Genomic DNA, 26,384 nt, shown 5'->3' on the forward strand with positions numbered 1-26,384 from the left:
GCGTACACCACGCTCCGCTCGGCCGCGTTGTCGTTCGCGACCACCGCCGCGCTCAGTGCGTGATGTCGCTGGTCCCGTCGGGCACCAGTAGTTCCGGCCCGTTGTTGCGCACGTTGTTGACCAGGGTCGAGACCGGACGCGTCACGATCGTCGCCAACTCCGCCTGCGAGGGTGGGCGCAACAGTTCGGCGGGTGCCGGGTGATCCGGGTCCAACCACGCGTCCCAGTGCTCGCGCGGCATCGGCAACGGCATCCGGTCGTGGATATCGGCCAGTTCGCCGCTCGCGTCGGTGGTGAGGATCGTGCACGACATGAGCGGTTCGGCATCGGGCTGGCTGCGATCACGCCACACCGACCACAGTCCGGCCATGTAGAGCAGGGAACCGTCGCTGTGTGACATATAGAAGGGCCGCTTCACCGCCTTGCCCTTGCCGGTCGGCGCGGGCTCGACCAGCCATTCGTACCAGCCGTCCATCGGCACCAGACAGCGCTTGTGTTTGACCGCGTCGCGGAACGACGGCGCGGTGGCGGCCTTGTCGGCCCGCGCGTTGAACAGCGGTTTGCCCTTGGCCGGGACACCGGGCTCGGCCGCTTTGGTCCAGTGCGGGATCAGGCCCCAGCGCATCCGCCGGATCCGCAGGCGCGGATCGTCGTCGGGGTCGCCGTGTTCGTGCCGCTCCACGACGGTGAGCACCTGGGTGGTCGGCGCGACGTTGTAGCTGACGGCGGCATCCGGCTCGTCGAGCCCCGTTTCGTCGACAGCGTCCAGTTCGGCCGCCAACCGGCCCGGATTCGTGGTCGTCGCATATCGTCCACACATAAAGGTCAAGATACGCGCGGGGACCGACATCAGGCCCCGCCGACGACACCACCCCACGCCGAAAAGCGCACCACCGATGCGTCCGAACCGCACATAAGCCAAGATGGAGACGTGAGTTTCTGGCCTGCGCCCCATATCGAGGTCCCCGTCCACGCGACCGTGACCCTGCCCGGTTCGAAGTCCATCACCAACCGTGCGCTCATCCTGGCCGCACTGGCCGATGGGCCGTCTACGCTCACCGGTGCCCTGCGCAGCCGCGACACCGACCTCATGATCGGTGCCCTGCGCGCCCTCGGCACCGAGATCGTCGGCGACGCCGAGACGCTCGAGGTCACCCCGGCTCCTCTGCGCAGCGCCGCGGTCGACTGCGGCCTCGCCGGCACCATCATGCGATTCCTGCCGCCCGCCGCCGCACTGGCCACCGGCGACGTCGCGTTCTTCGGCGACGAGCAGGCGAAGCTGCGCCCGCTGTCCACCATTCTCGACGCCCTGCGCAAGCTCGGTCTCGATGTCGACGGTGACGCGCTGCCGTTCGTCGTGCACGGCACCGGCGCGCTGCGCGGCGGCACCGTCACCATCGATGCCTCGGGTTCCTCGCAGTTCGTATCGGGGCTGCTGCTCTCGGCCGCCCGCTTCGACGAGGGCATCACCGTCCACCACGACGGCAAGGCCCTACCGTCGATGCCGCACATCGAGATGACCATCGAAATGCTGCGTCGCGCCGACGTGGCCGTGCAGACCCCCGCCGAGTCCGGCAACGCCCAGACCTGGACCGTCGCGCCCGGCCCGATCCGCGCGGTGGACTGGGACATCGAGCCCGATCTGTCCAACGCCACGTCGTTCCTGGCGGCGGCCGCGGTCACCGGCGGCGAGGTGAGCATCCCGATGTGGCCGCGCGGCACCACCCAGCCCGGTGACGTGATCCGCGAGATCCTCGTCCGGATGGGCGCCGAGGCGCGCATCTTCGACGGCGTTCTCACCGTGCACGGCCCGGAGCGCCTGGCCGGCATCGACATCGACCTGCACGACGTCGGCGAACTCACCCCCACCGTCGCCGCACTGGCCGCCCTCGCGGATTCGCCCTCGCGACTGCGTGGCATCGCGCACCTGCGCGGACACGAAACCGACCGTCTCGCAGCACTTTCCGCCGAGATCAATCGCCTCGGCGGCAACGTCACCGAGACCGAGGACGGCCTCGAGATCGTGCCCACCCCCCTGCACGGCGGTCAGTGGCATTCCTACGCCGATCACCGAATGGCCACCGCGGGCGCGATTCTCGGCCTGCGGGTGCCCGGTGTGGAGATCGAGGACATCGGGACCACCGCCAAGACCCTGCCGACCTTCGTCGCGCTGTGGGAACAGATGCTGGCACCGGCGTTATCCGGCGAGGGGGTGGCGCGCTGAGCCGCCAGGGGCGATCCTCAGCCAGCTACGACGAATCCGATGTCCGGGTACGCCCGGGTAAGGCCTCGTCGCGTCCCCGCACCAAGACCCGTCCGCAGCACGCCGACGCCGAGGCCGCCATGGTGGTGGCCGTCGACCGCGGCCGCTGGGGGTGCGTGCTCGACGGTGACGCCGACCGGCGCATCGTCGCCATGCGCGCCCGCGAGCTCGGCCGCACCCCGATCGTCGTGGGCGATCAGGTCGACGTGGTGGGCGACCTCACCGGCAGGCCCGACAGCCTGGCCCGGATCGTGCGGGTGAGCGCGCGCAGCACGGTGCTGCGCCGCACCGCCGACGACACCGATCCGTTCGAACGGATCGTCGTCGCCAATGCCCAGCAGCTGTTCATCGTTGTCGCGCTGGCCGATCCGCCGCCGCGCACCGGTTTCGTCGAGCGGGCGATGGTGGCCGCGTATGCCGGTGGGCTGGAACCGATTCTGGTTCTCACCAAGCGCGACCTCGTCGCGGAATCCGAATTCGCTTCCGCCTTCGACGGTCTCGATCTCAAGATCCTCTACGCCGGCATCGACGACCCGATGGAGCCGGTGCTCGAGATCGCGAACGACCGGCTCACCGCGCTGATCGGACACTCCGGCGTCGGCAAGTCGACGATGGTGAATCGTCTTGTGCCCGATGCCTATCGGGCCGTCGGCGTGGTGTCGGGTGTCGGCAAGGGCAAGCACACCTCCACCCAGTCGGTGGCCTTGCCGCTGCCAGAGGGCGGCTGGGTGATCGACACTCCCGGCGTGCGCTCGTTCGGCCTCGCCCACATCACGCCCGACGATGTGATCGCCTCGTTCACCGATCTCGCCGGTGCCATCGAGGACTGCCCGCGCGGCTGCACCCATCTCGGGCCGCCCGCCGATCCGGAATGCGCGCTCGATCAGCTGCCCGGCACGGAACGGCGGGTTGCCGCGATTCGCACGCTGCTGACGGCCCTGATCGCCAACGACGCTTGGTAGCAACCGGATTCCGTGCCGGGCCGACTCTCAGAAGCTGAACGACCCGGTATTCACGCCGCCGCCATCGCCACCGCCACCGTCGGTCGGCAACTCGGCCACGGTGACCGTCTTGGTGGTCGACGAACTCGCCACACCGCTGCGCCCGGAGAAGGCCGCGCCGATGTTGTAGGAGCCCGCGGCACCCGGCGTCCAGACGATGCTCGCCTTGCCGTTCGCACCCACCGGAATGTCGCCGAGCACGTTGTCGCCCGCCTTGAACTGGATCGTGCCGCCCGCAGCCGCCGGGGTCACGCTCGCCTCCAGCGTGACGGCCTTGCCGACCTGCGCACCCGACACCTCGGTGATCGTCGTGCTGGACACGGCGTCGCCGGACACCGTGATGGCCGGACCCTTGCCCTGATAGATGCCGTCGCCGAGCGACCCGCCGTAGTGCATCGACGTCGGCAGCGGGGTATCGCGGGCGCAGTTCACGCCGACCTTGTACTGGATCTCGAAGGTCTGCGACTTCGGCGAGATATTCGGGTACACCGGGTATTTGGTGATGCCGAACTCGGCACGGACCCAGTCCGAGGAGGACGTGTCGATCGACACGGCGTCACCCGACATCTTCGCCGAGCCCGCGACCGGGGTCAGGCACGCCGGGTGCAGGTCCTTGACCGAGTAGATGTATTCCACCGGAATGCCGGTGCGCTCGAACTTCGTCGTCACGGTGACGGTGTCGCCGACCACCGGGTTGGTGTTCGACACCGTCCGGGTGAAGTGACTGTTGCCGTCATCCCACGCGATGCTCGCCGGAGCGGCCGCCGCCGATCCCGGAAACGCCGTCATCGCCAGCCCCGCCGCGGCCGCGAACGTGGCCACGCGCTGCACTCTTCTGTCCACCATCATCTGTCTCCAAGTACACCGGACGCCCTCGACGTCGTCGAGGCGCTGATTCGCCCGAGTGGCGAGCAGTAGATCACGCCATGGTGCCCGGCGGATCCAAATCCGAAATAGATCTCGTTCAGATTTCGAATTCGACTCGCGTCGGCTCGCGTTCACAACCTCGACACTGGCCGCCGGTACCGTCATGCCCATGAAGCCACCGGCGATCGGTTACCTGCGCCGCGACATCTCAGGTGTCGCCCAGTCCTGGGACGAAACGCAGATCCGTTCCCTAGCCGAACGTCTGGGCTACCGCTTCACCAAGACCGTCGTCTTCAGCGACCGCACCGCCGACCCGATCGGCCGCCTGCTCGACGTGGTCACCACCACCGAAGCCGCCGCGATCGTCACTCCCAGCCTCACCCACCTCGGCTCCGACCTGCCCCACCGCATCGTCGCCGCCTGCGACATCATCACGGTCTCCCCCGAGGTCACCCACACGAGAACCCTCCCCGCCCTCCCTGCCTAGGCCAGCGCGGGGTCCGCGAACTCGCTGGGCCCGAATCTCTTTCGGCGGGACACGGCGGAGATACCTCCCGGAACACGACGGTTGGGGTCTCGTGCGGGAAAATGGGGTGGTGACCTCCGAGAACGAACGCCCTGGACCGCCGACTATGAGCCCGAGCATCTTGGTGATCACGATGTCGCGGCGGGTCGAGGCAGCGTTGGGGGTGGAGTTGGGGGTGTTGGATCTGACGGTGGCCCGGTTGGGGTTGCTCGGGCACATCAATGGGGTGCCGGGGGCCTCGTTCAGTGAGTTGGCGCGGATGTCGGGGACGAGTGTGCAGAGTGTGCACACCGCGGTGAAGGGGCTGGTCGGGGCGGGGCTGGTGCAGGATCGGACGGCGCGGGCGGGGTCGGCGTCGGCGATCGAGTTGACCGAGGCGGGGGCGGGACTGCTCGCGCAGGCGCGAGAGGCGGTGGCGCGGGTGGACACTGCGCTGTTCGGGGCCGAAGCGGATCCGATTCTGCGGCGCGTCGGCGCGGCGATCGTCGACGCGTTCACTGGGGAAGTCCCACCTCGCCCCCAGGCGTGACGCATCCAACCTTCAATATGACTGAAGCTCGAGCTAGGCTTCAAGCGTATTGAAGGTCGGAGGGAGTCGGTAGTTGGAACACATCCTGTTGTCCGTGCATGTGCTCGCGGGCATTGTCTTCGTCGGCGGCTCGGCGGTCGCCACCAGTCTTTTCCCCAGGTACGCACCGGTAGCGGGTGGGCCTGATCCCGAGTCGGTCCGCAGCAGGTCGGTCGCGGCCGCCATGCACCGGATCACCGGCAACTACGCGAAACTCGCGATCATCGTGCCGGTGATCGGCATCGTGCTGGCCACGATCCAGGGCCGGATGAACGAAATCTGGATCACCACCGCGATGGTGACCACCGCTGTGGCGGGCGGGCTGCTCGCCGTGCAGATCGTGCCGATGCAACGCGAAGCTCTCGACCGGCCCGACGACGGCAAGCGCCTGCGCGTGCTGTCGATGCTCGCGGGGATCTACAACCTGCTGTGGACGGCCGTGGTCGTTCTCATGATCGTCCGTCCCGGATCTGCCACCTGAACGAACAGGAGCTCCACATATCCGACCAGGTTGCCGCCGAATTCTGTTGAGCGGCAGGTGTTCACAGAGCGTCGAGCACCGCCGCGGCCAGCGGGCCGGCCGAGGCGGGGTTCTGCCCCGTGTGCAGATTGCGGTCGGCTTGCAGGAAGGGCGCGAACGGTTCGCCGCTGTGATACTGCGCGCCGAGTTCGATCAGCCGGTCTTCGAGCAGCCATTTGGCCTGGTCGGCGAGCCCGCTCAGACGCTCTTCCGCATCGCTGAAGGCGGTGAGGCGATAGCCCGCGAAGGGCGAGGGCCCGTCGGCGGCGGTGGCCAGGATCGCCGCGGGGCCGTGGCAGACGAGCGCGAGCGGCTTGCCGGAACGCAGGGTTTCCACCAGCAGCGCCGCCGAATCCTTGTTCACCGCCAGGTCTTCCATCGGCCCGTGCCCGCCCGGATAGAACACCGCGTCGTAGCCGTTCAGACGGACATCGCCCAGTGACACCGGATCATCCAGCGGCGCCGCACTTTTGATGATCTCGGCGACCTTGCGCGCACCCTCCTCGCCACCGTTGGGCACCGGCGCCAGGCTCCCCAGATCCACCGGTGGCTTCACGCCGCCGGGCGTGGCTACGACGACTTCCTGCCCGGCCTCGGTGAATGCCCGGTAGGGCGTGGCGAATTCGTCGGCCCAGTACCCGGTGTGGCGTTTGACATTGCGGGACAACGTCCACTGATCGGCACCGGTCATTACGAACAGGATCTTCGCCATCATCGCCTCCGAGGAGTGGACTGTCGACGTCAGTGCTTGGCGCCGATGGTGTGGAGAATTTCGTGGATGATCGGGTCGGTGAGCCGGTTGGTGACCGAACGACCTTCGCGGCTCGAGGTGACGCAACCCTCGTGGCGCAAGACGCGCAGGGCCTGCGAGATCGCGTTCTCGTTGCGGCCGATCGCGGCGGCCAGCTCGCCGACGCTGATGCCCGGCGAGCGGTGCAGGCACAGCAGAATCTCGAGACGACCCGGATCCGACAGCAGATCGAAGCGCTGAGCCCATTCCCGGATCTCGACGTCGCCGATCGCGCGCCGACCGAGTTCGACCGGCGACCCGTGCAGTGTGCGTGGCTCTCCCATGGCGATGCCCAGCTTAATCGCCGAGTGGACAGGACGGCACCGTCCACGACTATTATCTGTCCATCTGTTCAGATAAACATGAGAAGTGTAGGGATGATCGATGCGCGCTCGGCCGCTGTTCGCTGTGGGGGCCGCGCTGGCGGTCGCGCTGACATCCTGCGGTGCGCCCGAGAGCGGCTCCCCCGACTCGCTCGTCCTCGCCGATGCGTATGAACTGGGCGGATACAACCCCGTCGCCGGTTACGGCGCGGCAGGCGAGGCCAAGGTCTATGACGGATTGCTGCGGCTGACCGGCGGCACCGGTGTCCCCGACTTCGCCCCGGCCCTGGCGACTCGGCTGCCGATCCCCGACGCCGACGCGACCGTGTGGACGGTACCGCTGCGGCCCGGGGTGCGGTTCAGTGACGGGTCGGCGTTCGACGCCGCCGATGTGGTGGCGACCTATCGGGCGATTCTGGATCCGGCGTCGGCCTCGGAGGTGCGGTCGTCGTTTTCGATGATCGAGCGGGTCGACGCCGTCGATCCGCTGTCGGTGCGGTTCACCCTGCGTCATCCCTATGCCGCGTTCCCGACCAAGCTGCTGATCGGGATCGTTCCGTCGGAGGCCGTCGCGACGCCCGGACCCGCGACCGCATCGCCGCTCAATTCCGCCCCGATCGGCACCGGGCCCTATCGACTCACCGCGCTGGAGCCGACTCGGGCGGTCTTCGAGGCGAACGAAAGCTATTGGGGTGGGGCACCTTCGGTCAAGCGACTGACAGTGCTCCATGTGCCGGACGACAACACCCGTGCGCAACGGATGTCCAGCGGCGAGCTCGACGGAACCTCGCTGCCGCCGTTGTTGGCCGCCACCTTCGAGCAGCGGATGTCTGTGCAGGCCAATACTTCCGCCGATTGGCGCGGCGTATCGATGCCCGAGAGCGATCCGGTAGCCGGGGACCCGGGCGTCCGCCTGGCTCTGAACTTCGCGGTGGATCGCCAGGCGATGATCGACAACATCCTCGGCGGTTACGGCCGTCCGGCCTACACACCCTTCGCCGATGTCTACGGCGAATCCCATAACCCGGCCGTTTCTTTCGCCTTCGACCGCGCCCGCGCCGAGCAGATCCTCGACGGTGCGGGCTGGCGGACGGGCACCGATGGTGTGCGCGCGAAAGATGGCGTGCGCGCGCGTTTCACCGTGATGTACAACTCTACCGACACGCTGCGGCGCGATCTCGCACTGGCTTTCACCTCCGATGCTCGGCGCGTGGGCATCGAGGTCGATCTCGAAGCGCTCTCCTGGGATCGGATCGAACCACGCATCGCGCAGGCCGCGATCCTGCTCGGCGGCGGTAGCGAACCCTACGACCCCGACACCCAGGCCTACAACACCCTGCACTCGCCGCCACTCGACCCGAGCGCGGGCAGCCCGTACGACAACGCGAGCCGTCACTCGGACCCAGCGATCGACGCGCGACTCGACACCGCCAGGCGCAGCACCGATCCCGCCGTGCGCGCCGCCGCGTATCGGGAGGTGCAGAGCCGGTACGCCCGGGATCCGAGCCACGTGTTCCTGGTGCACCTCGACCACACCTATGTGGTGAAGGAGTCGTCCTGGAAGATGTCGGGGCCGATTCTCGAGCCACACGCGCACGGCGTCACCTGGGGACCGTGGTGGTCGCTACAGACCTGGACCCGCTGATGGGGCGCAGTCGCGTTCGTGGACGCGGCCTCCGGGCGATGGTCGGATGGCGATTGGTGACGTTGATACCGGTGCTCGCCGCCGTGTCGGCCGCGCTGTTCGCCGCGGCGGCGGTGTCGCCGTTCGACCCGCTGGTCGGGTATCTCGGCGCACGCTACGAGACGACGAGCGCGTCGGATCGGGAGCTGCTCACGAATCGGCTCGGGCTCGACGCGTCGTGGTACCAGCTGTACGGACGCTGGCTCGGTGACCTGTTCAGCGGCGATCTGGGCATTTCGCGCGGTTTCGCGCAGCCGGTGAGCACCCTTCTCGCCCAACGGATTCCGTGGACAGTGCTGCTGGTTGTCGTCGCGATGAGTGTGGCGATCGCGGTGGCGCTCGGCGCGGGAGTCTGGGCGGGGATGCATCGCGGCGGGTTGATCGACCGGCTGGTCACCGCGTCGTGCGTGGTGATGCAGGGGCTGCCGCCGTTCGTGGTGTCGCTTGCCGCGATCGCCTTGTTCGCGGTCGGGCTCGGCTGGTTGCCGCCCGCGGGGCTCACCGATGCCGGGGCCGAGGTCGGATTCGGTCAGGTGGTGCGACATCTCGTGCTGCCCGCCGCCGCGTTGGCTGTCTCGCAGGTGCCGTGGCTGCTCCTGGCCGTGCGGGAATCCGTGTCGGGCAATCGCGGCGAGGACTTCGTGGTCGGGGCGGCCACGCGCGGCATCGATACCGCGACGATCACCCGTGGGCACATCCTGCCGACCTCGCTGGCCCCGTTCGTGACGATCCTCGGCGCCCGACTGCCGGAGGTCGTGGTCGGCGCGGTGCTGGTGGAGGAGATCTTCTCGTGGCCGGGGATCGCGGGTGCGTTCGTCCAGTCGGCGAAGGACCTGGATATGGCACTGTTGGCCGTGCTCACGGTAGGCACGACCTGTGCGGTGCTGCTCGGGTCGCTGCTCGCCGATATCGCGGTGGTGCTGCTCGATCCGCGGGTGCGCGCCGATGGGTGAGAGGTGGCGTGGGCGCACGCACGGGGCTGCTGAGCGACGGTTGTACGTCGCGCTATCGGTCCTGGTCGTGGTCGTGCTGTATGCGGTGACCGTGCCATGGGTGGGCGGAGTCGACGATCGGCTGACCGATTTCGCCAGTGCGCGGCAGGCGCCGTCGGGGCAGTGGTGGTTCGGGACCGACTCGGCCGGGCGATCGCTGTTCGTGCGGATCGCGGCGGCGCTGCGAACCTCGCTGATCGTCGCGGCGTGCGCGGCGGCGGTGTCGACGGTGATCGGCGTGCTGGTCGGTGCGGTGTCGGCGCTGGCAGGCGGGTGGGTGGACCGGGTGGTGATGCGGATCGCCGACACCGCCAACGCGCTGCCGCATCTGCTGCTGGGGATCGTGATCGTGGCACTGTTCCGGGGGAACGCGGCTGCGGTGGTGTTGTCGATCGGACTCACGCACTGGGTGCAGGTGGCGCGGATCGTGCGGGCGGAGAGCTTGAGTCTGCGCGAGCGCGAGTACGTATCCGCGGCGGTGCTCGCGGGTGCGAGTCGCGCTCACCTGCTGTTCAGGCATCTGCTGCCCGCCATCGCCCCGCAGGCGTTGATCGCGGTGGTTCTGCTTCTCCCCCATGCGATTTGGCACGAATCGACCTTGTCGTTCCTCGGGTTCGGACTGCCGCCGCACGAACCGAGCCTGGGCACTCTGCTGGAGGAAGCGCGCACTTCGCTGCTGCTGGGCGGGTGGTGGACGCTGGCGTTCCCCGCCGGATTCCTGGTGCTGACGACGGTGGCGGTCGCTGTCGCGGGGTCGTCGCTGCGCGGACTTCTCGCCCCACCGAAACCGTCGAGGATGCCGCGATGACAGGACCCTCCCTTCCCCAGGAGACAGCGGGCGCTCTGATCGACATCGACCGTGGACGTCGGGGCACCGGCTTGTCGATCGATGCGCTGACCGTGCGAATTCCGGTCGGCCGTGGTGCTGTGGTGCATGCGGTGACCGAGCTGTCGCTCGACGTCGAAGCGGGCAGCATCACCGCGCTCGTCGGCGAATCCGGGTGCGGAAAGTCGATTGTCGGCGGTGCGGTGATGGGCGTACTACCCCACGCTGCCGTCACCACCGGGTCCATCCACCTGCAGGTGGACGATCCGGCGAACTCCACCGCCGGACCGGTCGACATCCTCGTCGGCGAGCACTCCTATCGCGGCCGCCATATCGCGCTGGTGCCCCAATCCCCTGGCACCTCTTTCACTCCCGTGCGGACGGTCGGCTCTCAACTCCAGGAGGCGATCGTCGCCCTCGGCACCGCACACACCCCCGCTGACCTCGTCGATCGCGCGGGGCTCGCCCGCACGGCGCTCGACCTGTATCCGCACGAACTCTCCGGCGGGATGGCCCAGCGGGCGGCCGTGGCGGCCGCGCTGGCAGGCGATCCCGAGGTGATCATCGCCGACGAACCCACGTCCGGGCTCGATCGCGCACGCACCGATCAGATCGGAAAACTGTTGCGTGAGTGCGCCGATGACGGCGCCGCGGTCCTGCTGATCACGCACGATCTCGGGCACCTGATCCGCGCCGGCATCGCCGACACCGTCGCGGTGATGTACGCGTCACGCCTGATGGAAGTCGGCCCCGGCGCGCACGTGCTCGACGATCCGTGGCACGACTACACGCGCGACCTGCTCGCCGCCCTGCCCGAACGCGGCCTGCACCCGCTGCCTCATCCCCCGCGAGCGCTGACGAACCTGTCCGAGATCTGCCCCTACGCGGGCGGCCCGACACAGTTGATTCCCCAGCAGCAGCGCATGATTCGCCGACCGAGGTCCCGATGCTGATCGCCGACTCCATCACCGCGGGTTACGGCCCACACCCTGTCATCCGCGAGGTCGACCTGCGGATCGGCCCGGGAGAGATCGTCGGGATCACCGGCGATTCGGGATCAGGGAAGACCACGCTCGCCCGGACAATGGCCGGGCTACTGACGCCCACCTCCGGCACGGTCACCATCGACGGACAGACACCCCGACAGGCTCGCGGCACCGTCGCCATGGTCTTCCAATCCCCCCGTGCCGCAACCAATCCCCACTTCACCCTCGCCCAGATCATCGCCGAGCCCGCCCGCATCCGCCGCGCTACGGTCCCCGATCTCACGGCACTGGCCACCGCCGTCGGCCTCACCCACGACCTGCTCGACCGCCGCCCGCATGCTCTCAGCGACGGCCAACTCCAACGCGCCTGTCTGGCCCGCTCTCTCGCCCAGAACCCCCGCTACCTCATCCTCGACGAAGCCACCGCCATGCTCGACGCGGCCACCACCGCCACTATCATCCGCCTGGTCATGACTCGAGCCGCCGACAACTTCGGCGTCCTCGTGATCAGCCACGACGAAGCCCTGCTCGGGGCCGCCTGCACCCGCATCGCGACGATGCACGAAGGCACGCTCACCACTGCGCGGGCATCTCCGCAATAAACGCACGATTACCTCAGGTTGCCCACAGGAACCCGTTTTAGCGTGAGCCCCTGTGACATTCACGCAGGGTAAACCAGTCAGCGCGTGCCGCAGTCTCAGTGGTTGGGCGCGCACCGCACCGACCGTCGCCGAAGTGCTGCGCACGCCCGACATCGCGGTGATCGCCGAACGGGTACGGACCGCGGGCTCGCGCGGAGTGATCGCGCGTGGACTCGGGCGCAGCTACGGCGATCCGGCGCAGAACGCGGGTGGGCTGGTCGTCGACATGACCGCGCTGGACCGCATCCACAGCATCGATCCCGACAGCGGGATCGTCGAGGTCGAGGCGGGCGTCAGCCTGGACGCGCTCATGCGGGCCGCGCTGCCGTTCGGGCTGTGGATTCCGGTGCTGCCGGGGACGAGGCAGGTGACGGTCGGTGGGGCGATCGGTGCGGACATCCATGGGAAGAACCATCATTCGCAGGGCAGCTTCGGCAATCACGTGGTGTCGATGGACCTGCTGACCGCCGACGGGTCGGTGCGCACGTTGACGCCGGAGGGGGCCGACTCGGAGCTGTTCTGGGCGACGGTGGGCGGGATGGGACTCACCGGCATCATCGTCGGCGCACGAGTCCGGTTGAAGCACACCGAGACCGCGTACTTCCTCGTCGACAACGACCGCACACGCGATCTCGACGAGACGATGGAATTGCTGACCGGCGGTTCCGATGACGGGTACGACTACTCGATGGCGGTGCCGGACACCATTTCCACCGGGGCGAAACTCGGTCGGGCCGGATTCAGTCGGGGGTCGCTGGCCACTGTCGACCAGTTGCCGGTGAGGTTGCGCAGCAAACCCTTGAACTTCGATGCGCCACAATTGTTCACGGTGCCCGATATCTTTCCGAACGGCATGGTCAATTCGGTGACAACCCGCATTGCGGCCGAGGCCGCTCATCGGCTGTTTCCCCGCCGGGCACGCGGGCGTATCCAGAATCTGACGCAGTTCTATCACCCCCTCGATCTGCTCGGTGAATGGAATCGCGCCTATGGCAAGCGGGGGTTCCTGCAGTATCAGTTCTCGATGCCGTTCGGGGCCGAGCAGCAGTTGGCCGACACGGTGCGAGCCATCGCCGAGTCGGGGCACCACTCGTTCCTCAATGTGTTCAAGCGGATGGGGACGAGCAACCCGGCGCCGCTGTCGTGGCCACATCCCGGATACATGCTGAGCTTGGACTTCGGGCTGACGAGCGGGCTCGACCGGTTCTGCGTCGACCTCGACGAACGGGTGCTGGCAGCGGGCGGACGCCTGTACCTCGCGAAGGAATCACGGACCACGCCCGAGATGATCGCGACGATGTACCCGAGGCTCGACGAATGGCGCCGGATCCGGGATCGAGTCGACCCGGAACGAGTGTTCGCCTCCGACCTCTCGAGGCGGTTGCGACTGGTCACAGGACTTCGACACAACTGTGCTCCAGATCACGACCGATGAATAATGAATGAAAGTCGTTAACAGCACATCGAATTCACCCAGGATGACGCACGTCACTGTCCGTTTTGAACTCTTACGACTTTTTAAGTTACATTTCAGCAACAAACAGTTGGACACTTGATCATGGGTGCTCGATCGAGGGCCTGCGCTCCCCAGGGAGCATCGCCATTGAGGGAAAGACTGCATTCATGAACATCAGCAAGGTTGCCGCAACCTCCGCACTCGTCATTGCCGCGCTCGGCGTTGCCACCGGCACGTCGCACGCCGCTCCGGCGCCTGCTCCCGTCCCGGCCTTCCTCGACGGCGTGAACCAGGGCGTGAACCAGGTGCTGCCCGGCATCAACTGGAAGACCGGCATCGAGGGCGACGCCGTGGTCGTCGAGACCGACGCGGGCTCGCTCACCACCGCGAACAATCAGTTCCAGGTGCGCGACAACCAGGGCAACATCGTCGCCGCCCTGCCGCTCGCCTACACGATCGACGACCTGGAGTACCCGATCGACGCCATCGTCGACGGCACCCGCGCCACCCTGACCCCGCGTACCGACGCGGCCTCGGCCCGCCCGTCGACCCTGCTGAAGGACGTCGTTCGTCAGGACGCCTTCGATGACGCCGTCAGCGCCGCTGCCACCCAGTTCGGCATCATCACCGCCATCGGCACCCTCGTCGGCACCCTCACCGGCGGCGTCGCGGGCTGCGCCATCGGCGGCGCAGGCGGCATCCTCCTCGGCATCCCGGTGCTCGCCCTCGGTGGCGCCACCGGCGTCGCGGGCTGCCTCGCCGGTGCCGCCGTCGGCATCCCGCTGGGTGCGGCCGCGGGCCTGGTGCTGACCGGCGTCCCCGCCGCGATCGCCGTCGGCATCGGCTTCAACAACCGGATCAACGCGCCGGAAAACCAGTAGTACTCGTCGCAGAAGCCCCGTCCACCCGACGGGGCTTCTGTGCTGTTCAGCGCGCGAGGCGGATGCGCAGCTTTTCGTAGGTGGGAATGAAAACCTTTCTGCGGTAACGACGTTCGACGATCTCCCAGGGGCGACCGGCGGCAGTGAGCGCTTCGAGTAGCGCGGTGAGTTCGGAGTGGACGAGTTGGGCGCCCAGGCAGAGATGGCGGCCGCCGCCGAACCAGAGCTGGCGGGTCTCGGGGTTGTAGCCGCGGTCGACGCGGAACTCGCCCGCGGCGTTGTTGATGGTCCAGGTGAGGATTTTGACGTGTTCGCCCGCGCGTAGGTCGCGGTCGGCGATGCGGACATCCGCCGTCACCGAACGGCCGACGAGATAGGCCGGGCTGGTGACGCGCAAGGTCTCGCGGACCGCGTCGGGGAGTCGGTCGGGCGCGGCGAGCAGGGCGCGATGCTCGCCGGTGTCGTGCATGATCGCGACCATTCTCGTCATGGCGCTGGCGAGGGTGTCGGTGCCTGCCACGGCCATCAGGATCGCCAGGCCGCCCGCGTGCTCCACGTCCAATCCCAGTTCGCGGCAGCGGCCGAGGGTGGTGTCGGGGTCGGCGCGGGCATAGGCGTCGGGGACATTCACTGCGAGCTGGGTGGCCAGCTCACGGGCGCGGTCGAGTGCCACGGGATCGAGTGTGGTCGAAGCCATGGTGCCGAAACCCAGGTTGACCAGCTCTTCGACATGATGGAACAGGCGCAGGAACAGGGCGTCCTGGTCGTCGGTGTAATCGCCGCCGATGGCCGCGGCGATGTCTTCGGGGCGCATGCCGACCAGGTCGGAGACGCTGCGTCCGACCAGGATCTGCGCCCGGGCGGCGATGTCGACGGTCTCCCCCGCCGCGAGCCGTTCGCGCAGGTCACGCAGGTCGGGGCCGATCACCCGTTCGACCAGGGCATCGGTATGGGTGAGGGTGAACAGGTCGCGAACCTTGGTCCGCAGGTCGGTGTGGCCCGGCCCTTCGAACAGATCCTCGACCCAGTCGCCGATGACCTGCGCCCACCAGTGCCCGGCCGCACCCTCGGACACGATGCTGAAATGTGTGCTGTCGTTGTAGATCTGCCGGGCCACCAGCGGATCGGCGACGAACCAGCCGAGTTCGGGGACCTTGCGGATCGGCCGCGCGAACCGCCCCAGCAGCAATAATCCAGGCAACCAGGGTTGACCTGCGGCGAGTAGGGTTAGTTCATGGCGTCGGGCGGAGCTCCACACCCCGGCAGAATCTAATCGAGCCGGCCCGATTAGTGAAGATGTGTGGCTAGGATCGGCGAGATGCGCTGGTGGTGAACTGTGCATCACGCGATATCTGGAAGTGAACAAGCATGGTGAGATCGACAATCGAAGCCGTCGGCGCGTATCTGCCGGCCAGGGAAGTGACCACGGCGGAGTTGCTGACGCAGCTGGCTGTCGACGCGCCGCTGGATCTGGAGAAGGTCAGCGGGGTCAAGGCACGAAGAGTACGCGGCGAATCCGAGGACTCCTTCACCATCGCCCTCGCCGCCGCCCGCAGCGCACTGGACAATTCCCGCTACGCCGCCGCCGATCTGGACGTGATCATCTCCTGCTCGATCACCCGGACCCGCGGCGAGGACTTCTGCCTCGAGCCGTCGTTCGCGCTGATGCTGCGCACCGCGCTCGGGGCGAACAGGGCGATCCACTTCGACGTGTCCAATGCGTGTGCCGGGATGATGACCGGTGTTCTGTTGCTGGACAGGATGATTCGATCCGGCGCGGTGCGTCGCGGCATGGTGGTCTCGGGGGAATGCATCACGCCGATCTCCGATACCGCGGTGCGTGAGATCTCGCAGAAGTACGACCCACAGTTCGCCTCGCTCACCGTCGGTGACGCCGGAGCGGCCGTGGTGCTCGACGGCACCGAGGGGCCCGGGCTCGACTACGTGGAGCTCAACACCAGCGCCGCGTTCGCGAAGCTGTGCCTGGGGATGCCCAGCGATCAGGGGCCGGGCGTCGCGCTCTACACCGACAATCGCTCGATGCACAACGAGTCCCGGTATCTGCTGTGGACCTCGCGGCAGCTGGAGTTCCTCGCCGCCCGCGGATCCAGCTTCGCCGAGGAGGGTTACGACTACCTGATCCATCACCAATTCAGCGGCCCTGCCGTGGAATTGATCAACAAGATCGCCGAGCGCGAATTCGACGCGGCGATGCCGCCCGGACTCGCCGTGCTAGACCGATACGGCAACACCGCGTCGACCTCGCATTTCGTGGTGTTGCACGACGCGTTGCGGCAGGGGCTGATCGCGCCGGGATCGAAAGTACTACTGGTACCGGCGGCTTCCGGGGTGGTCGCCGGATTCTTGTCGGTGACAATAGGCGATCTGCGGGTATAGGACAGTATGGGAATCATCATTTCTTCGGCAGTGACGCGCAGCGGCGGCGTCAGCTCGGTGGGACAGGCGGCCGAGGCCGCGCGCGAGGCGTTGGCGGGGGCCGGTTGTCAGCCCGAACAGGTCGACGCGCTGATCAACGTGGGGGTCTATCGCGATGCGAACCTCGTGGAACCGGCGGTCGCGGCGCTGATCCAGCAGGCGGCGGGGATCGGGTTGGACTATCGGCGCGGTGACGTGCCGTGCCTGTCGTTCGATCTGATGAACGGGGCTTGCGGGGTGGTGAACGCGGTCGGGGTGGCCGCGTCGCTGCTGGCCGATCTGCCCGCCGGGCATGTGGTCGTGGTGTCCGGGGACGCGCATCCGTCGCAACGAGCCGACGCCGATTTCGCGTTCGAGCCGGTGGGGGCGGCGTTCGTGCTCGAGAACGACCAGGACGCTGTCGGTTTCGGTGGGGTTCACGTGAGCGCGGGTGACGTGTTGCCCGATCCGCAGGGATACGTGAAGCTCTCGGCGATGGGGGCCGAGGGGCGGTCCTCGTTGACGGTGGAATTACTGACCGGGACAGCGGAACTCGTCGAGCAGGCCGCCGCCGCGGCGCGAGAAGCGTTGGCGGCCGACGGTATCGACGCGGGACAGGTGGTGCTGCTGTGTGGCAAGCCGACGCCCGACTTCGCCGGCGGATTGGCCGCCGAACTCGGCGTGGCCGCGGTGGTGACCGATGAATTCGGCGGGGACGTGCACACTTCCGCGCTGACCGCCGCGTTCGTGGTGGCCCGTGACGCGGGGTTGGCCGATCGGCCGTTGTTGTTCGTTGCCGCCGATGGCGGACCCACCGCGGCAGCGGTGACCTATCGAGGGGTTGGTGTGCGGTGACGCGGTCGCGTTCGTTGCATGTTGTTCCGGATCCGGTGAGCGAGCCAGGCGGTCGACACCGGGCGCCGACAGTCGCGGCATCGGGACCGAGCCGGGAAGCGGTGCTGGCGCTGCGGTCGATTCCGGTGCTCGGCTGGGCATTTCTGATCGTCGGGCTGGTGCGGCCGTTCCGTAGTCGGCTGTTGCGCGTCGCCTTCTGGATCGATGTGGTCCTGAGCGTCGGGGTGCACGCCGCGCAGATTCCGGCGGCGCGGAAAGTAGCCGCCGAGCGGGGGATCTCGTCCGGCCGGGCCGCGGCGATGACCATGCTGTTCGGGGCTACCTGGTGGAAGACGTTGGGCGAGGGCGAGCAGTGATCGATGCGCCGGGCCCGCATACGATCGGGCGGCGGCGGTACGGCACTGTGGCTCTGGCCTGCTGCGACTCGCGTCGACGGTATAGCGTGGCGCGATGACTGTGCTGGTGACGGGCGCGACAGGGTTCGTCGGCGGGGCGATCGTGCGCGGGTTGGTGGCGCGAGGAGTGCCGGTTCGGGCGATGGTCCGGGATGCGGCGGCGGCACCGGAGGGTGTCGAGGTAGCGGTTGCCGATCTCGGAGACAGCGACGCGCTGGCGCGTGCGGTGACCGGGGTGCGGGCGGTGGTGCACGCGGCTGCCCTGCTCGGTGAATTCGGTCGACCCGCGGAGTACTTCGCGGTGAATGTGGCGGGGACCGATCGGCTGGTGCGGGAAGCCGCGGCGGCCGGGGTGCGGCGGTTCGTGTTCATCGGGAGTCCGAGTGCGTTGATGGCGCCCGCCGGTGGGGATCAGGTGGGGATCGACGAGACGGTGCCCTATCCCGAGCGGTTTCTGAACAGCTATTGCGAAACCAAGGCTGTCGCCGAGCAATTGGTGCTCGCGGCGAACGCGCCGGGGTTCACGACGTGTTCTCTGCGGCCCCGGGCGGTGTGGGGACCAGGGGATCGGCGCGGACCGATCGTGCAGATTCTGGCGAAGTTGCATGCGGGCCGGTTGCCGGATCTGTCCGGCGGGCGCGATGTTCGGGCCTCGCTGTGCTACATCGACCATCTCGTCGACGCCGCGGGTCTCGCTCTCGAGGCCGAGAATGTCGGCGGGCGAGCGTATTTCGTCGCCGACGCGGAACCGGTGTCGGTGTGGCCGACCCTGGATGCCGTGGCCGAACGGTTCGCCTTGACCGGGCCGAGTCTCACGGTGCCCGCGCCCGTACTCAGCGCAGCGCTGGCGGCGATCGAAACGCTGTGGCGGATACCGGCGGTCGCGCAACGGTGGACTCCCCCGCTGTCGCGGTACGCGGTCGCGCTCGTCACCCGATCCGCGACCTACGACCTCTCGCGAGCCGAGCGTGAACTGGGCTACCGGCCGGACGTACCGTTCGCGACGGGACTGGACAACTTCCACCGCTGGATCGCCCAGGTCGGCGGGCTCGATCGGCTGTTGGAGGACCTGTGAGTACTGGTGAACCGGGCGCGCTCTGGGTGGTGATTCCCGCCTTCGACGAGGAACGAGGCATCGGCAAGACCCTGGATGCCATTGCCGCGCAACAGGACACGGACTTCACGGTGGTCGTGGTCGACAACAATTCGACCGATGGCACCGTCGAGCTGGTCCGCGCGTTCGCTTCGGCGCATCCGGCGCCGCGCATCGTGGTGATCCACGAGCAGCAGAAGGGGACCGGAGCTGCCGCCGATACCGGGATGCGTTACGCGATTTCGCACGGCGCGACCTACCTCGCGCGCACCGATGCCGACTGCCTGCCCGCGCCCGACTGGACAGCGCGGGTCAAAGCCGGGTTCGACTCGGGGCTGCGCCTGGTCAGCGGTCAGCTGATTCCGCGCACCGATGAGGGCGTTTCCTGGATCGACCGCACGATCATTCGGGTGGCCCTGGAAGTGGCGTCGACCTTCGGCAAGGTGCGCTCGGGCAACCGGGACTCGAAATATCTCGGACCCTACGTGATGACACCGGGATGCAATATGGCGATAACCGCCGAATTGTATGTTGCCGCAGGAGGGTTCCCGCGGACCGCGATCGAGGATCTGCACGAGGATCGGGCGTTGGTCAACGCGGTGCGCACGATCACCACCGACTACGGGTTGCGTCGGGATGTGCGGGTGTTCGGCTCGAATCGGCGGGTGCGTGCCTGGGGAATCCGTAAGACGCTCGCCTGGTACGCCGACCATCGGTATCGGCCCGAAGTGGTCGATATTCGGTGAGCGTCGCGCCCGCCATGCCCGCACGCCGTGCACCACTACCGAGGGGGACCACCGATGACCGACTTTCTCGAACGGCTTGCTACGCAGGCTGAACGGATTCCGGACGCCTCGGCGCTCGGGACGGTCGGCAAGCGCGCGTTCACCTACCGGGAACTGGTGGACACCATCGGCCGGGTGTCGAACAACCTCGGCGAGGCGGGGTTCTCGGCGGGTGATCGGATGCTGTTCTCGATCCGGCCGAGTGTGTCGTCGGTGCTGTTGATCTTCGGGGTGATCGCGACGGGCGGGACGATCGTGTTCGTCGACCCCGGCGTCGGTCCGGAACTGTTCGCCAGGCGAGTCGGCATGGTCGAACCCACTTGGGCGGCAACAGAATCGCTGCTGTATGCCGTGAGCGGTCCGCTGGCCGGGTTCGGGCGCAAGAAGGGCTTGGAGCTGCCGCGGTTCGGCGCGCTCGATGTTCGACATATCCACAGTGGGGTGTGGGTGCCGGGAACACCGTTCGGGTCGACTCCGTTGCGGCGCTTCACCGGTGACGCGCGCCGGACCACCGTGCCCGCCGCCGATCCCGAAGCGGCGGCGTTGATCGTGTTCACCTCCGGGACCACCGATGACCCCAAAGCCGTGGTGCACACTCGCGCTTCGCTGAGCGCCGGTCTCGCCGCGATGGGTGGGAAGACCAGCCTCGCGCCCGGCGCCTTCCTGCACACCGAGCAGCTCATGATGGGGCTGCCCGCGTTGATGGCGGGGGCACGATGGGCGATGCCGCGGTATCCGCGGTTCGGTACGCACATCGACCCGGTCCGGTTCACCCGGAATCTGCGCAGCGCGACGCACGCGTTCTATACCCCGGCCGACCTCGCTGTCGCTCTCGACGCGGTGGAAGCCGGCGACCTAATGGCACCGCCACATCTGCGTCAGGTGGCTCTCGGCGGCGCGCCGGTCACCTCCGCGCTTCTTCGTCGGGCGCAGAAGTCGTTGCCCGACACCGAGTTTCTCGCGATCTACGGGATGACCGAGATCTTGCCGGTGGCGGTCGCGACCGGCGCCGCCAAGCTCGCACACGACGGGGACCTGCTCGGGGCACCGGTGCGGGGTGTGGAGGCGCGGATCGCCGACGACGGCGAACTGGTGTTGTCCGGGCCGAACCTGTGTCGTGGATATCTGGGCGCGGAGCCCCTCACCGAAATCGCGACCGGCGACCTCGCCCGCTGGGACGACAAGGAACTGGTCCTCACCGGACGCAAGAAGGACATGATGATCCGGGGCAAGACCAACATCTACCCGGGGTTGTACGAGCCGGTGATCACCGCGATCAGCGGCGTGCGGGAAGCGATCATGGTCGGCCTACCGGACGAGATCGGCGACGAGCGCATCGTGCTCGCCGTGGTCGCCGATCCGGAATCCGAGGACATCGCGGCGCTCCTTCGCGAACGACTACCCCAGGTCATCGACACCACAGCCGTCCCCGACGACATCGTGGTGGTGGACAGAATTCCGGTCAGCGGACGGACGAACAAACCGGACCGGGCAGCACTGCGGGAGATGGTGCGCGGACTGCTCAGCGAGTGACCGAGCGGATGGTGCGGTCGGCCATGGCTTCGATGGTTGTGCGCTCGAGCATGGTGTCGACGTAGCAGAAGGTGATCGACATCGTGGGGCCGAGGGTGGCTACGGCGACTGTCAGTGCGCTGGCGCAGGAGTTCGTGCCCGCCACTGTCAGGTCGGTGATGTGCAGCGGCTCAGGGGTTTCGGGGGGATACAGTCTGCCCAGGTTGCTGAGGGTGACGTTCCAGGGGGCTCGGCGGTCGATGAGTTCGATGGTGCGCCTGCCGGATTCGAGTGACCGGGGGCAGCCGTAGCGGATGGCGGCCAGGGCGGTGAGGTCGCTGTTGTTCGCCAGTCGTCGGTCGAGTTGGGATTTCGCCGCGCGGGCCGCTTCCCAGAGGGAGTGCGTCGGGCCGTAGGGGACGAAGGTGGGAACTACCGCGGTGAACATGCCCGGCTCGTCGTCGGCCGGAGGTGGGTCGAGGCGGGAGCGGACGTCTACCGGGATGCCGATGCCGGCGACGCCGGACGGTCGGGGGGCGAGTTCGCCGAGTGCGTCGGCCAGGGCGGCGGTCAATGCGGCATTGACGGTGACGTCGTGCTGGTGGCAGCGAGCACGCAGGTCGGTGAGGGCATCCCCCTCGATGGTGCGGATCACGGTGCGGGTGCGGCGAATCGGCAGCGGTGGCGCGATGCCGGGGAGGCTGCTCGGGCGGCGGGCCATAGCGGTGAGTTGGCCGGTGATGTTGGTGCGCAGGCAGCGCAGGAGGCGGGTGTGCGCGGGTGGGATGAGATCGTCCGGGGCCGGAATCGGCGGGCGGGAGACGATGGGTATGGGGGCTCCGAAGGCGTAGGCGAGGATTCGCCAGCCCAGTGACGTCATCGAGCGGCCGTCGAGCAGGACGTGGGACAGGACGAGAATCAGGTCGTGGTGTTCCTCGGAAGTGCCGGGGCGCCAAGCCATATCGACGAGGCGGCCGGGCGAGGTCGCGAGGTCGATGGGCTCGGCCAGTTGTTCGTCGAAGATCGTGCGCCACTCGTCGGGGTCTTCGACCACGCGGTGCAGCACCGGTAGGTGCGGGTCGACGGACGGGGCGAAACAAGGGCCGTCGACAACCGTTGTTCGCAGCAACGGGAATTCCGCCAGCAGTGCGTCGGTGGCTTCTTCGAGGCGGTAGGCGCCGATCGGGCCGCGCACCCGCAAGCGGACGACGCAATTCGCCGGCGACAACTGATCGACGAGCCAGAACCACCGTTCCGAGGCCGACAGCGGGCGCATCACCTCATCGTTGCGCACCCGCGCGGCCTCCTTCATCGACGAACCCGGTCATCGTGAGCGTAGCGAACCGATGCTCGCTCGATACTCAGCGCTTTCACATGGCGTTACTACATGCGTATTATGGACTTATGGGTTTCGAGTGGCCTGATTGGGCGATCGCTCACCTGATCGGCATCGAACCCAGCGAGGTTCGGCAGGTCCTCGCAGCGTCACGACGGTGGCCACGCCCGGCCTTCGACGGCCAGGTGACCGTGTTGACGGTGTGGGGGCGCACCACAGCCGGCCGCCCGCTGATCGTGGTGATGCGACAGCGGGAGGACTGGACGTGGGTGATCATCGGCGCACGCACGATGCGCGCCGAGGAACTGGCGCAATTCGAGCAGTGGGAAAGTGAGACCCGATCATGAGCGAGCAGGGACTTCCGTCCAGCAAAGAAGAACTCGCCGACTTCATGGATCGGCTGAGTTTCTCCGACGAGCCCACCGACGCCCCACCACGTCTTCCCGTCAACGAAGACATCATGGTGACCACGTCGATCCGCCTCCCCCTCGGCCTACACAGCCGCCTGAAATCCCTCGCCGACGAACGCCGCGTAGGCGTGTCGACCCTGCTCCGAGAATGGGCCGAAGCAGCCGTCGCCGACATCGACGACGAAGACCAGATGATCTCCCTGGCCGAAGCCAAACGCGCCCTCTCCCGAGTCCACCCGATCCATCGCGCGAGCTGAATCGCGGATCGACCGGTAGGCGGGAATACGACAGAAGCCCCCGCGCAAAAGCAGGGGCCTCGGTCGTACTGATCTGCTAGCTCTGCCTCAGCGGCGGCGCTTGCCCTTCGAGTCGGTGCGAGCCGCGACGCGGCGTTCGCGGCGGGTGCCGGACTGCTGCTGGCCGCCGTATTCCTGGGCATCGGAATGGGATTCGGCGTGGCCGTCTTCGGCGGGGCCCGAGTAGTTCATGGCCCGAGGGGCCTGATCGGTGATTCCCTTGGCACGCAGGGCCGGTGGGGCTTGGTTTTCCGCGGGGGTGTCCTGGGGACGGGCACCGACCGGGGAGCGCAGGCCCTTGTCGATCGAGACGCCTTCGGGCTGGGGCTGCTGGACCTCGACCTGCAGATTGAAGAGGAAGCCGACGGACTCCTCCTTCAGGCCTTCCAGCATGGCGGCGAACATGTCGAAGCCCTCACGCTGGTATTCGACCAGCGGGTCGCGCTGGGCCATGGCGCGCAGACCGATGCCCTCCTTGAGGTAGTCCATCTCGTAGAGGTGTTCGCGCCACTTGCGGTCGAGGACCGAGAGCAGGACCTGACGTTCCAGGTTGCGCATCGCGCCTTCGCCCGCGAGGCCGTCGATCTCCTGCTCGCGCTTCTCGTAGGCGGTGTGGGCGTCTTCGAGGAGGACCTCACGGAGTTCGTCGCGGGTGAGTTCGCCCGCGTCGCCGGTGGCGGTCTCGCCGGTGAGTTCCTTGTGATCCAGGCTCACCGGGTACAGCGTCTTGAGCGCGGTCCAGAGCTTGTCCAGATCCCAGTCCTCGACGTAACCCTCGGCGGTGGCGCCGTCGACGTAGGCGGTGGTCACGTCGGTGATCATGTTCTGAACCTGACCCTCCATGTCCTCGCCACGCAGGATCTGGTTGCGCTCGCCGTAGATCACGGTGCGCTGCTGGTTCATGACCTCGTCGTACTTCAGAACGTTCTTGCGGATCTCGAAGTTCTGCTGCTCGACCTGGGTCTGTGCGCTCTTGATGGCCTTGGAGACCATCTTCGCCTCGATCGGCACATCGTCGGGCAGGTTCAGCCGGGTCATGATCGACTCGAGCGCGGCGCCGTTGAAGCGGCGCATCAGCTCGTCACCCAGCGAGAGGTAGAAGCGGGACTCGCCCGGGTCGCCCTGACGGCCGGAACGACCACGCAGCTGGTTGTCGATACGGCGCGACTCGTGGCGCTCGGTGCCGAGGACGTAGAGACCGCCGGCCTCGCGGACCGTCTCGGCGTCGTCCTCGGTCTGCTTCTTGACCTGCTCGAGCGCGGAGTGCCAAGCGGCCTCGTACTCGTCGGGGGTGTTCACCGGGTCGAGGCCCTGCTTGCGCAGCAGGATGTCGGCGATGATGTCGGCGTTGCCGCCGAGCACGATGTCGGTACCACGACCGGCCATGTTGGTGGCCACGGTGACCGCGCCGGGGCGACCGGCCTCGGCGATGATCTGGGCTTCCTGCTCGTGGAACTTCGCGTTCAGCACCGAGTGCGCCACACCACGCTTGGTGAACTGCTTGGACAGGTACTCCGAGCGCTCCACGCTGGTGGTACCGATCAGGACCGGCTGGCCCTTCTCGTGCCGCTCGGTCACGTCGTCGACGACGGCGGCGAACTTGGCCTCTTCCGACTTGTAGATCAGGTCGGCCTGGTCCTTGCGGACCATCGGCTTGTTCGTCGGGATCGGGACCACGCCGAGGTTGTAGATCGAGTGCAGCTCGGCGGCCTCGGTCTCGGCGGTACCGGTCATGCCCGACAGCCTGCTGTAGAGGCGGAAGTAGTTCTGCAGGGTGATCGTGGCCAGGGTCTGGTTCTCCGGCTGGATCTCGACCTTCTCCTTGGCCTCGATCGCCTGGTGCATGCCCTCGTTGTAGCGGCGGCCGACCAGGATACGGCCGGTGAACTCGTCGACGATGATCACTTCGCCGTCGCGGACGATGTAGTCCTTGTCGCGCTGGTAGAGCTCCTTGGCCTTGATGGCGTTGTTCAAGTAGCTCACCAGGGGCGAGTTCGCGGCCTCGTAGAGGTTGTCGATGCCGAGCTGATCCTCGACGAACTCCACGCCCTGCTCGTGCACGCCGATGGTGCGCTTCTTGATGTCGACTTCGTAGTGGACATCCTTCTTCAGCAGCGGCGCGATGCGCGCGAATTCGGCGTACCACTTCGACGACGCGTCGGCCGGGCCCGAGATGATCAGCGGGGTGCGGGCCTCGTCGATGAGGATCGAGTCGACCTCGTCGACCACGGCGAAGTTGTGACCACGCTGGACGAGATCGTCCAGGGAGTGAGTCATGTTGTCGCGCAGGTAATCGAAGCCGAACTCGTTGTTCGTGCCGTAGGTGATGTCGGCGGCGTAGGCCACCCGACGCTCGGCGGGGGTCATCCCGCCCAGGATCACGCCGACCTCGAAGCCGAGGAAACGGTGCACACGGCCCATCCACTCGGCGTCACGCTTGGCCAGGTAGTCGTTGACCGTGACCACGTGCACGCCGTCGCCGGAGATGGCGTTGAGGTACGCGGGGAGCACACAGGTCAGGGTCTTGCCCTCACCGGTCTTCATCTCCGAGATATTGCCGAGGTGCAGCGAGGCGCCGCCCATGATCTGAACCTTGTAGTGCTTCTGGTTCAGTACCCGCCACGACGCCTCACGCGCCACGGCGAAAGCCTCGAGCAGCAGGTCGTCGAGGGTTTCCCCGTCGGCGTAGCGCTGGCGGAATTCGTCGGTCTTGGCGCGCAGCTCGTCGTCGGTCAACGCTTCGATCTCGTCGCCGTACGCGATGACCTCATCGGCGAGGTTCGAGAGCCGCTTGACCATGCGACCTTCACCAATCCGTAGCAACCTCGTCAGTGTCAGCGCAGGCACGGGTCTCGTCAGTCCTCTGGTCGGAGTTGTGTTCAACGGCGATGGTAGTCCGCAGACCACCGTACCCGGCGGCGCGGACCCGTGCCCGATGTACCGGCGCAGTCATTACCCCAGGT

At 67.5% G+C, this 26,384-nt stretch carries 27 protein-coding genes; 20 read left to right on the top strand and 7 right to left on the bottom strand.

The window, feature by feature from the left end; genetic code table 11:
• Positions 1 to 52: 52 nt before the first annotated feature.
• Positions 53 to 820 carry an SOS response-associated peptidase gene (locus ASD42_RS09655; protein WP_056815892.1) on the bottom strand — a complete coding sequence of 256 codons (768 nt, stop codon included), beginning with the start codon at positions 818 to 820 and terminating at the stop codon, positions 53 to 55.
• 111 nt (positions 821 to 931) lie between these two features.
• On the opposite strand from ASD42_RS09655, the gene aroA reads away from it, so the two are divergent.
• Both aroA and rsgA read left to right on the top strand, forming a co-directional pair.
• Positions 932 to 2,224 (top strand): 3-phosphoshikimate 1-carboxyvinyltransferase, encoded by a 1,293-nt coding sequence (gene aroA, locus ASD42_RS09660; protein WP_156677412.1) that lies wholly within the window; start codon positions 932 to 934, stop codon positions 2,222 to 2,224.
• On the top strand, positions 2,221 to 3,225 hold the full coding sequence (rsgA, locus tag ASD42_RS09665; protein ID WP_056815898.1) for a ribosome small subunit-dependent GTPase A: 1,005 nt from the start codon (positions 2,221 to 2,223) through the stop codon (positions 3,223 to 3,225). Before aroA ends, rsgA begins: the two co-directional genes overlap by 4 nt.
• Positions 3,226 to 3,252: 27 nt before the next feature.
• On the opposite strand, the gene ASD42_RS09670 is transcribed toward rsgA, so the two are convergent.
• Complete coding sequence (locus tag ASD42_RS09670; protein WP_235569353.1) at positions 3,253 to 4,086, bottom strand: Ig-like domain-containing protein; 834 nt, start codon at positions 4,084 to 4,086, stop codon at positions 3,253 to 3,255.
• A gap of 214 nt (positions 4,087 to 4,300) precedes the next feature.
• Between ASD42_RS09670 and ASD42_RS09675 the strand changes: the two genes are divergently transcribed.
• The 3 genes from ASD42_RS09675 to ASD42_RS09685 all read left to right on the top strand — a co-directional run bounded on the left by ASD42_RS09675 (position 4,301) and on the right by ASD42_RS09685 (position 5,706).
• Positions 4,301 to 4,618: a hypothetical protein gene (locus ASD42_RS09675; protein ID WP_056812967.1), complete on the top strand. Its 318-nt coding sequence runs from the start codon at positions 4,301 to 4,303 to the stop codon at positions 4,616 to 4,618.
• Positions 4,619 to 4,727: 109 nt separating this feature from the next.
• Positions 4,728 to 5,186, top strand: a complete 459-nt coding sequence (locus ASD42_RS09680) for a MarR family winged helix-turn-helix transcriptional regulator (protein WP_056815901.1) — start codon at positions 4,728 to 4,730, stop codon at positions 5,184 to 5,186.
• A gap of 73 nt (positions 5,187 to 5,259) precedes the next feature.
• On the top strand, positions 5,260 to 5,706 hold the full coding sequence (locus tag ASD42_RS09685) for a hypothetical protein (protein WP_056812970.1): 447 nt from the start codon (positions 5,260 to 5,262) through the stop codon (positions 5,704 to 5,706).
• 61 nt (positions 5,707 to 5,767) lie between these two features.
• Here the strand turns inward: ASD42_RS09685 and ASD42_RS09690 are convergent, their stop codons facing one another.
• A complete protein-coding gene (locus ASD42_RS09690) occupies positions 5,768 to 6,457 on the bottom strand; it encodes a type 1 glutamine amidotransferase domain-containing protein (RefSeq protein WP_056815903.1) in 690 nt (229 codons plus the stop codon).
• Positions 6,458 to 6,486: 29 nt separating this feature from the next.
• Positions 6,487 to 6,819 carry an ArsR/SmtB family transcription factor gene (locus ASD42_RS09695; RefSeq protein WP_056812972.1) on the bottom strand — a complete coding sequence of 111 codons (333 nt, stop codon included), beginning with the start codon at positions 6,817 to 6,819 and terminating at the stop codon, positions 6,487 to 6,489.
• Positions 6,820 to 6,919: 100 nt separating this feature from the next.
• On the opposite strand from ASD42_RS09695, the gene ASD42_RS09700 reads away from it, so the two are divergent.
• The 7 genes from ASD42_RS09700 to ASD42_RS09730 all read left to right on the top strand — a co-directional run bounded on the left by ASD42_RS09700 (position 6,920) and on the right by ASD42_RS09730 (position 14,324).
• On the top strand, positions 6,920 to 8,503 hold the full coding sequence (locus ASD42_RS09700) for an ABC transporter substrate-binding protein (RefSeq protein ID WP_056812976.1): 1,584 nt from the start codon (positions 6,920 to 6,922) through the stop codon (positions 8,501 to 8,503).
• The gene (locus ASD42_RS09705; RefSeq protein WP_156677459.1) at positions 8,503 to 9,495 is read left to right on the top strand and encodes an ABC transporter permease; all 993 of its coding nucleotides are present in this window, start codon (positions 8,503 to 8,505) and stop codon (positions 9,493 to 9,495) included. Before ASD42_RS09700 ends, ASD42_RS09705 begins: the two co-directional genes overlap by 1 nt.
• Positions 9,488 to 10,342, top strand: coding sequence for an ABC transporter permease (locus ASD42_RS09710; RefSeq protein WP_056812981.1), 855 nt, complete (start codon positions 9,488 to 9,490; stop codon positions 10,340 to 10,342). The genes ASD42_RS09705 and ASD42_RS09710 overlap by 8 nt, the downstream gene beginning before the upstream one ends.
• Positions 10,339 to 11,313 carry an ATP-binding cassette domain-containing protein gene (locus ASD42_RS09715; RefSeq protein WP_084787054.1) on the top strand — a complete coding sequence of 325 codons (975 nt, stop codon included), beginning with the start codon at positions 10,339 to 10,341 and terminating at the stop codon, positions 11,311 to 11,313. The genes ASD42_RS09710 and ASD42_RS09715 overlap by 4 nt, the downstream gene beginning before the upstream one ends.
• Positions 11,307 to 11,948 carry an ABC transporter ATP-binding protein gene (locus tag ASD42_RS09720; RefSeq protein ID WP_056812984.1) on the top strand — a complete coding sequence of 214 codons (642 nt, stop codon included), beginning with the start codon at positions 11,307 to 11,309 and terminating at the stop codon, positions 11,946 to 11,948. Before ASD42_RS09715 ends, ASD42_RS09720 begins: the two co-directional genes overlap by 7 nt.
• A 52-nt stretch (positions 11,949 to 12,000) precedes the next feature.
• Positions 12,001 to 13,422: an FAD-binding oxidoreductase gene (locus ASD42_RS09725; protein WP_056812986.1), complete on the top strand. Its 1,422-nt coding sequence runs from the start codon at positions 12,001 to 12,003 to the stop codon at positions 13,420 to 13,422.
• A gap of 188 nt (positions 13,423 to 13,610) precedes the next feature.
• Positions 13,611 to 14,324, top strand: a complete 714-nt coding sequence (locus ASD42_RS09730) for a hypothetical protein (protein WP_056812989.1) — start codon at positions 13,611 to 13,613, stop codon at positions 14,322 to 14,324.
• 46 nt (positions 14,325 to 14,370) lie between these two features.
• Here ASD42_RS09730 and ASD42_RS09735 read toward each other — a convergent pair whose 3' ends face one another.
• A complete protein-coding gene (locus tag ASD42_RS09735; protein ID WP_082843905.1) occupies positions 14,371 to 15,525 on the bottom strand; it encodes a cytochrome P450 in 1,155 nt (384 codons plus the stop codon).
• A gap of 167 nt (positions 15,526 to 15,692) precedes the next feature.
• On the opposite strand from ASD42_RS09735, the gene ASD42_RS09740 reads away from it, so the two are divergent.
• From ASD42_RS09740 to ASD42_RS09765, 6 genes are all read left to right on the top strand, one after another.
• Complete coding sequence (locus tag ASD42_RS09740) at positions 15,693 to 16,721, top strand: 3-oxoacyl-ACP synthase III family protein (RefSeq protein ID WP_056812994.1); 1,029 nt, start codon at positions 15,693 to 15,695, stop codon at positions 16,719 to 16,721.
• 6 nt (positions 16,722 to 16,727) lie between these two features.
• The gene (locus ASD42_RS09745; RefSeq protein ID WP_063005901.1) at positions 16,728 to 17,594 is read left to right on the top strand and encodes a hypothetical protein; all 867 of its coding nucleotides are present in this window, start codon (positions 16,728 to 16,730) and stop codon (positions 17,592 to 17,594) included.
• 35 nt (positions 17,595 to 17,629) lie between these two features.
• A complete protein-coding gene (locus tag ASD42_RS09750; protein ID WP_235569354.1) occupies positions 17,630 to 17,950 on the top strand; it encodes a hypothetical protein in 321 nt (106 codons plus the stop codon).
• 94 nt (positions 17,951 to 18,044) lie between these two features.
• The gene (locus ASD42_RS09755; RefSeq protein WP_056813005.1) at positions 18,045 to 19,064 is read left to right on the top strand and encodes an NAD-dependent epimerase/dehydratase family protein; all 1,020 of its coding nucleotides are present in this window, start codon (positions 18,045 to 18,047) and stop codon (positions 19,062 to 19,064) included.
• Complete coding sequence (locus ASD42_RS09760) at positions 19,061 to 19,828, top strand: glycosyltransferase (RefSeq protein WP_056813008.1); 768 nt, start codon at positions 19,061 to 19,063, stop codon at positions 19,826 to 19,828. Before ASD42_RS09755 ends, ASD42_RS09760 begins: the two co-directional genes overlap by 4 nt.
• 54 nt (positions 19,829 to 19,882) lie before the next feature.
• Positions 19,883 to 21,400 (top strand): class I adenylate-forming enzyme family protein, encoded by a 1,518-nt coding sequence (locus ASD42_RS09765; RefSeq protein WP_056813011.1) that lies wholly within the window; start codon positions 19,883 to 19,885, stop codon positions 21,398 to 21,400.
• Here the strand turns inward: ASD42_RS09765 and ASD42_RS09770 are convergent.
• The gene (locus ASD42_RS09770) at positions 21,390 to 22,673 is read right to left on the bottom strand and encodes a phthiocerol/phthiodiolone dimycocerosyl transferase family protein (RefSeq protein WP_156677413.1); all 1,284 of its coding nucleotides are present in this window, start codon (positions 22,671 to 22,673) and stop codon (positions 21,390 to 21,392) included. The genes ASD42_RS09765 and ASD42_RS09770 overlap by 11 nt on opposite strands.
• A 110-nt stretch (positions 22,674 to 22,783) precedes the next feature.
• Here ASD42_RS09770 and ASD42_RS09775 point away from each other — a divergent pair, with 110 nt between their 5' ends.
• Together ASD42_RS09775 and ASD42_RS09780 are read left to right on the top strand one after the other, a co-directional pair.
• Positions 22,784 to 23,062 (top strand): hypothetical protein, encoded by a 279-nt coding sequence (locus tag ASD42_RS09775; RefSeq protein ID WP_056813016.1) that lies wholly within the window; start codon positions 22,784 to 22,786, stop codon positions 23,060 to 23,062.
• Positions 23,059 to 23,382, top strand: a complete 324-nt coding sequence (locus ASD42_RS09780) for a hypothetical protein (protein ID WP_056813020.1) — start codon at positions 23,059 to 23,061, stop codon at positions 23,380 to 23,382. The genes ASD42_RS09775 and ASD42_RS09780 overlap by 4 nt, the downstream gene beginning before the upstream one ends.
• A gap of 87 nt (positions 23,383 to 23,469) precedes the next feature.
• Here the strand turns inward: ASD42_RS09780 and secA are convergent, their stop codons facing one another.
• Complete coding sequence (gene secA / locus ASD42_RS09785) at positions 23,470 to 26,268, bottom strand: preprotein translocase subunit SecA (RefSeq protein ID WP_082843906.1); 2,799 nt, start codon at positions 26,266 to 26,268, stop codon at positions 23,470 to 23,472.
• Positions 26,269 to 26,384: the final 116 nt, after the last annotated feature.

This window comes from Nocardia sp. Root136 (assembly GCF_001427185.1).
GTDB lineage: Bacteria > Actinomycetota > Actinomycetes > Mycobacteriales > Mycobacteriaceae > Nocardia > Nocardia salmonicida.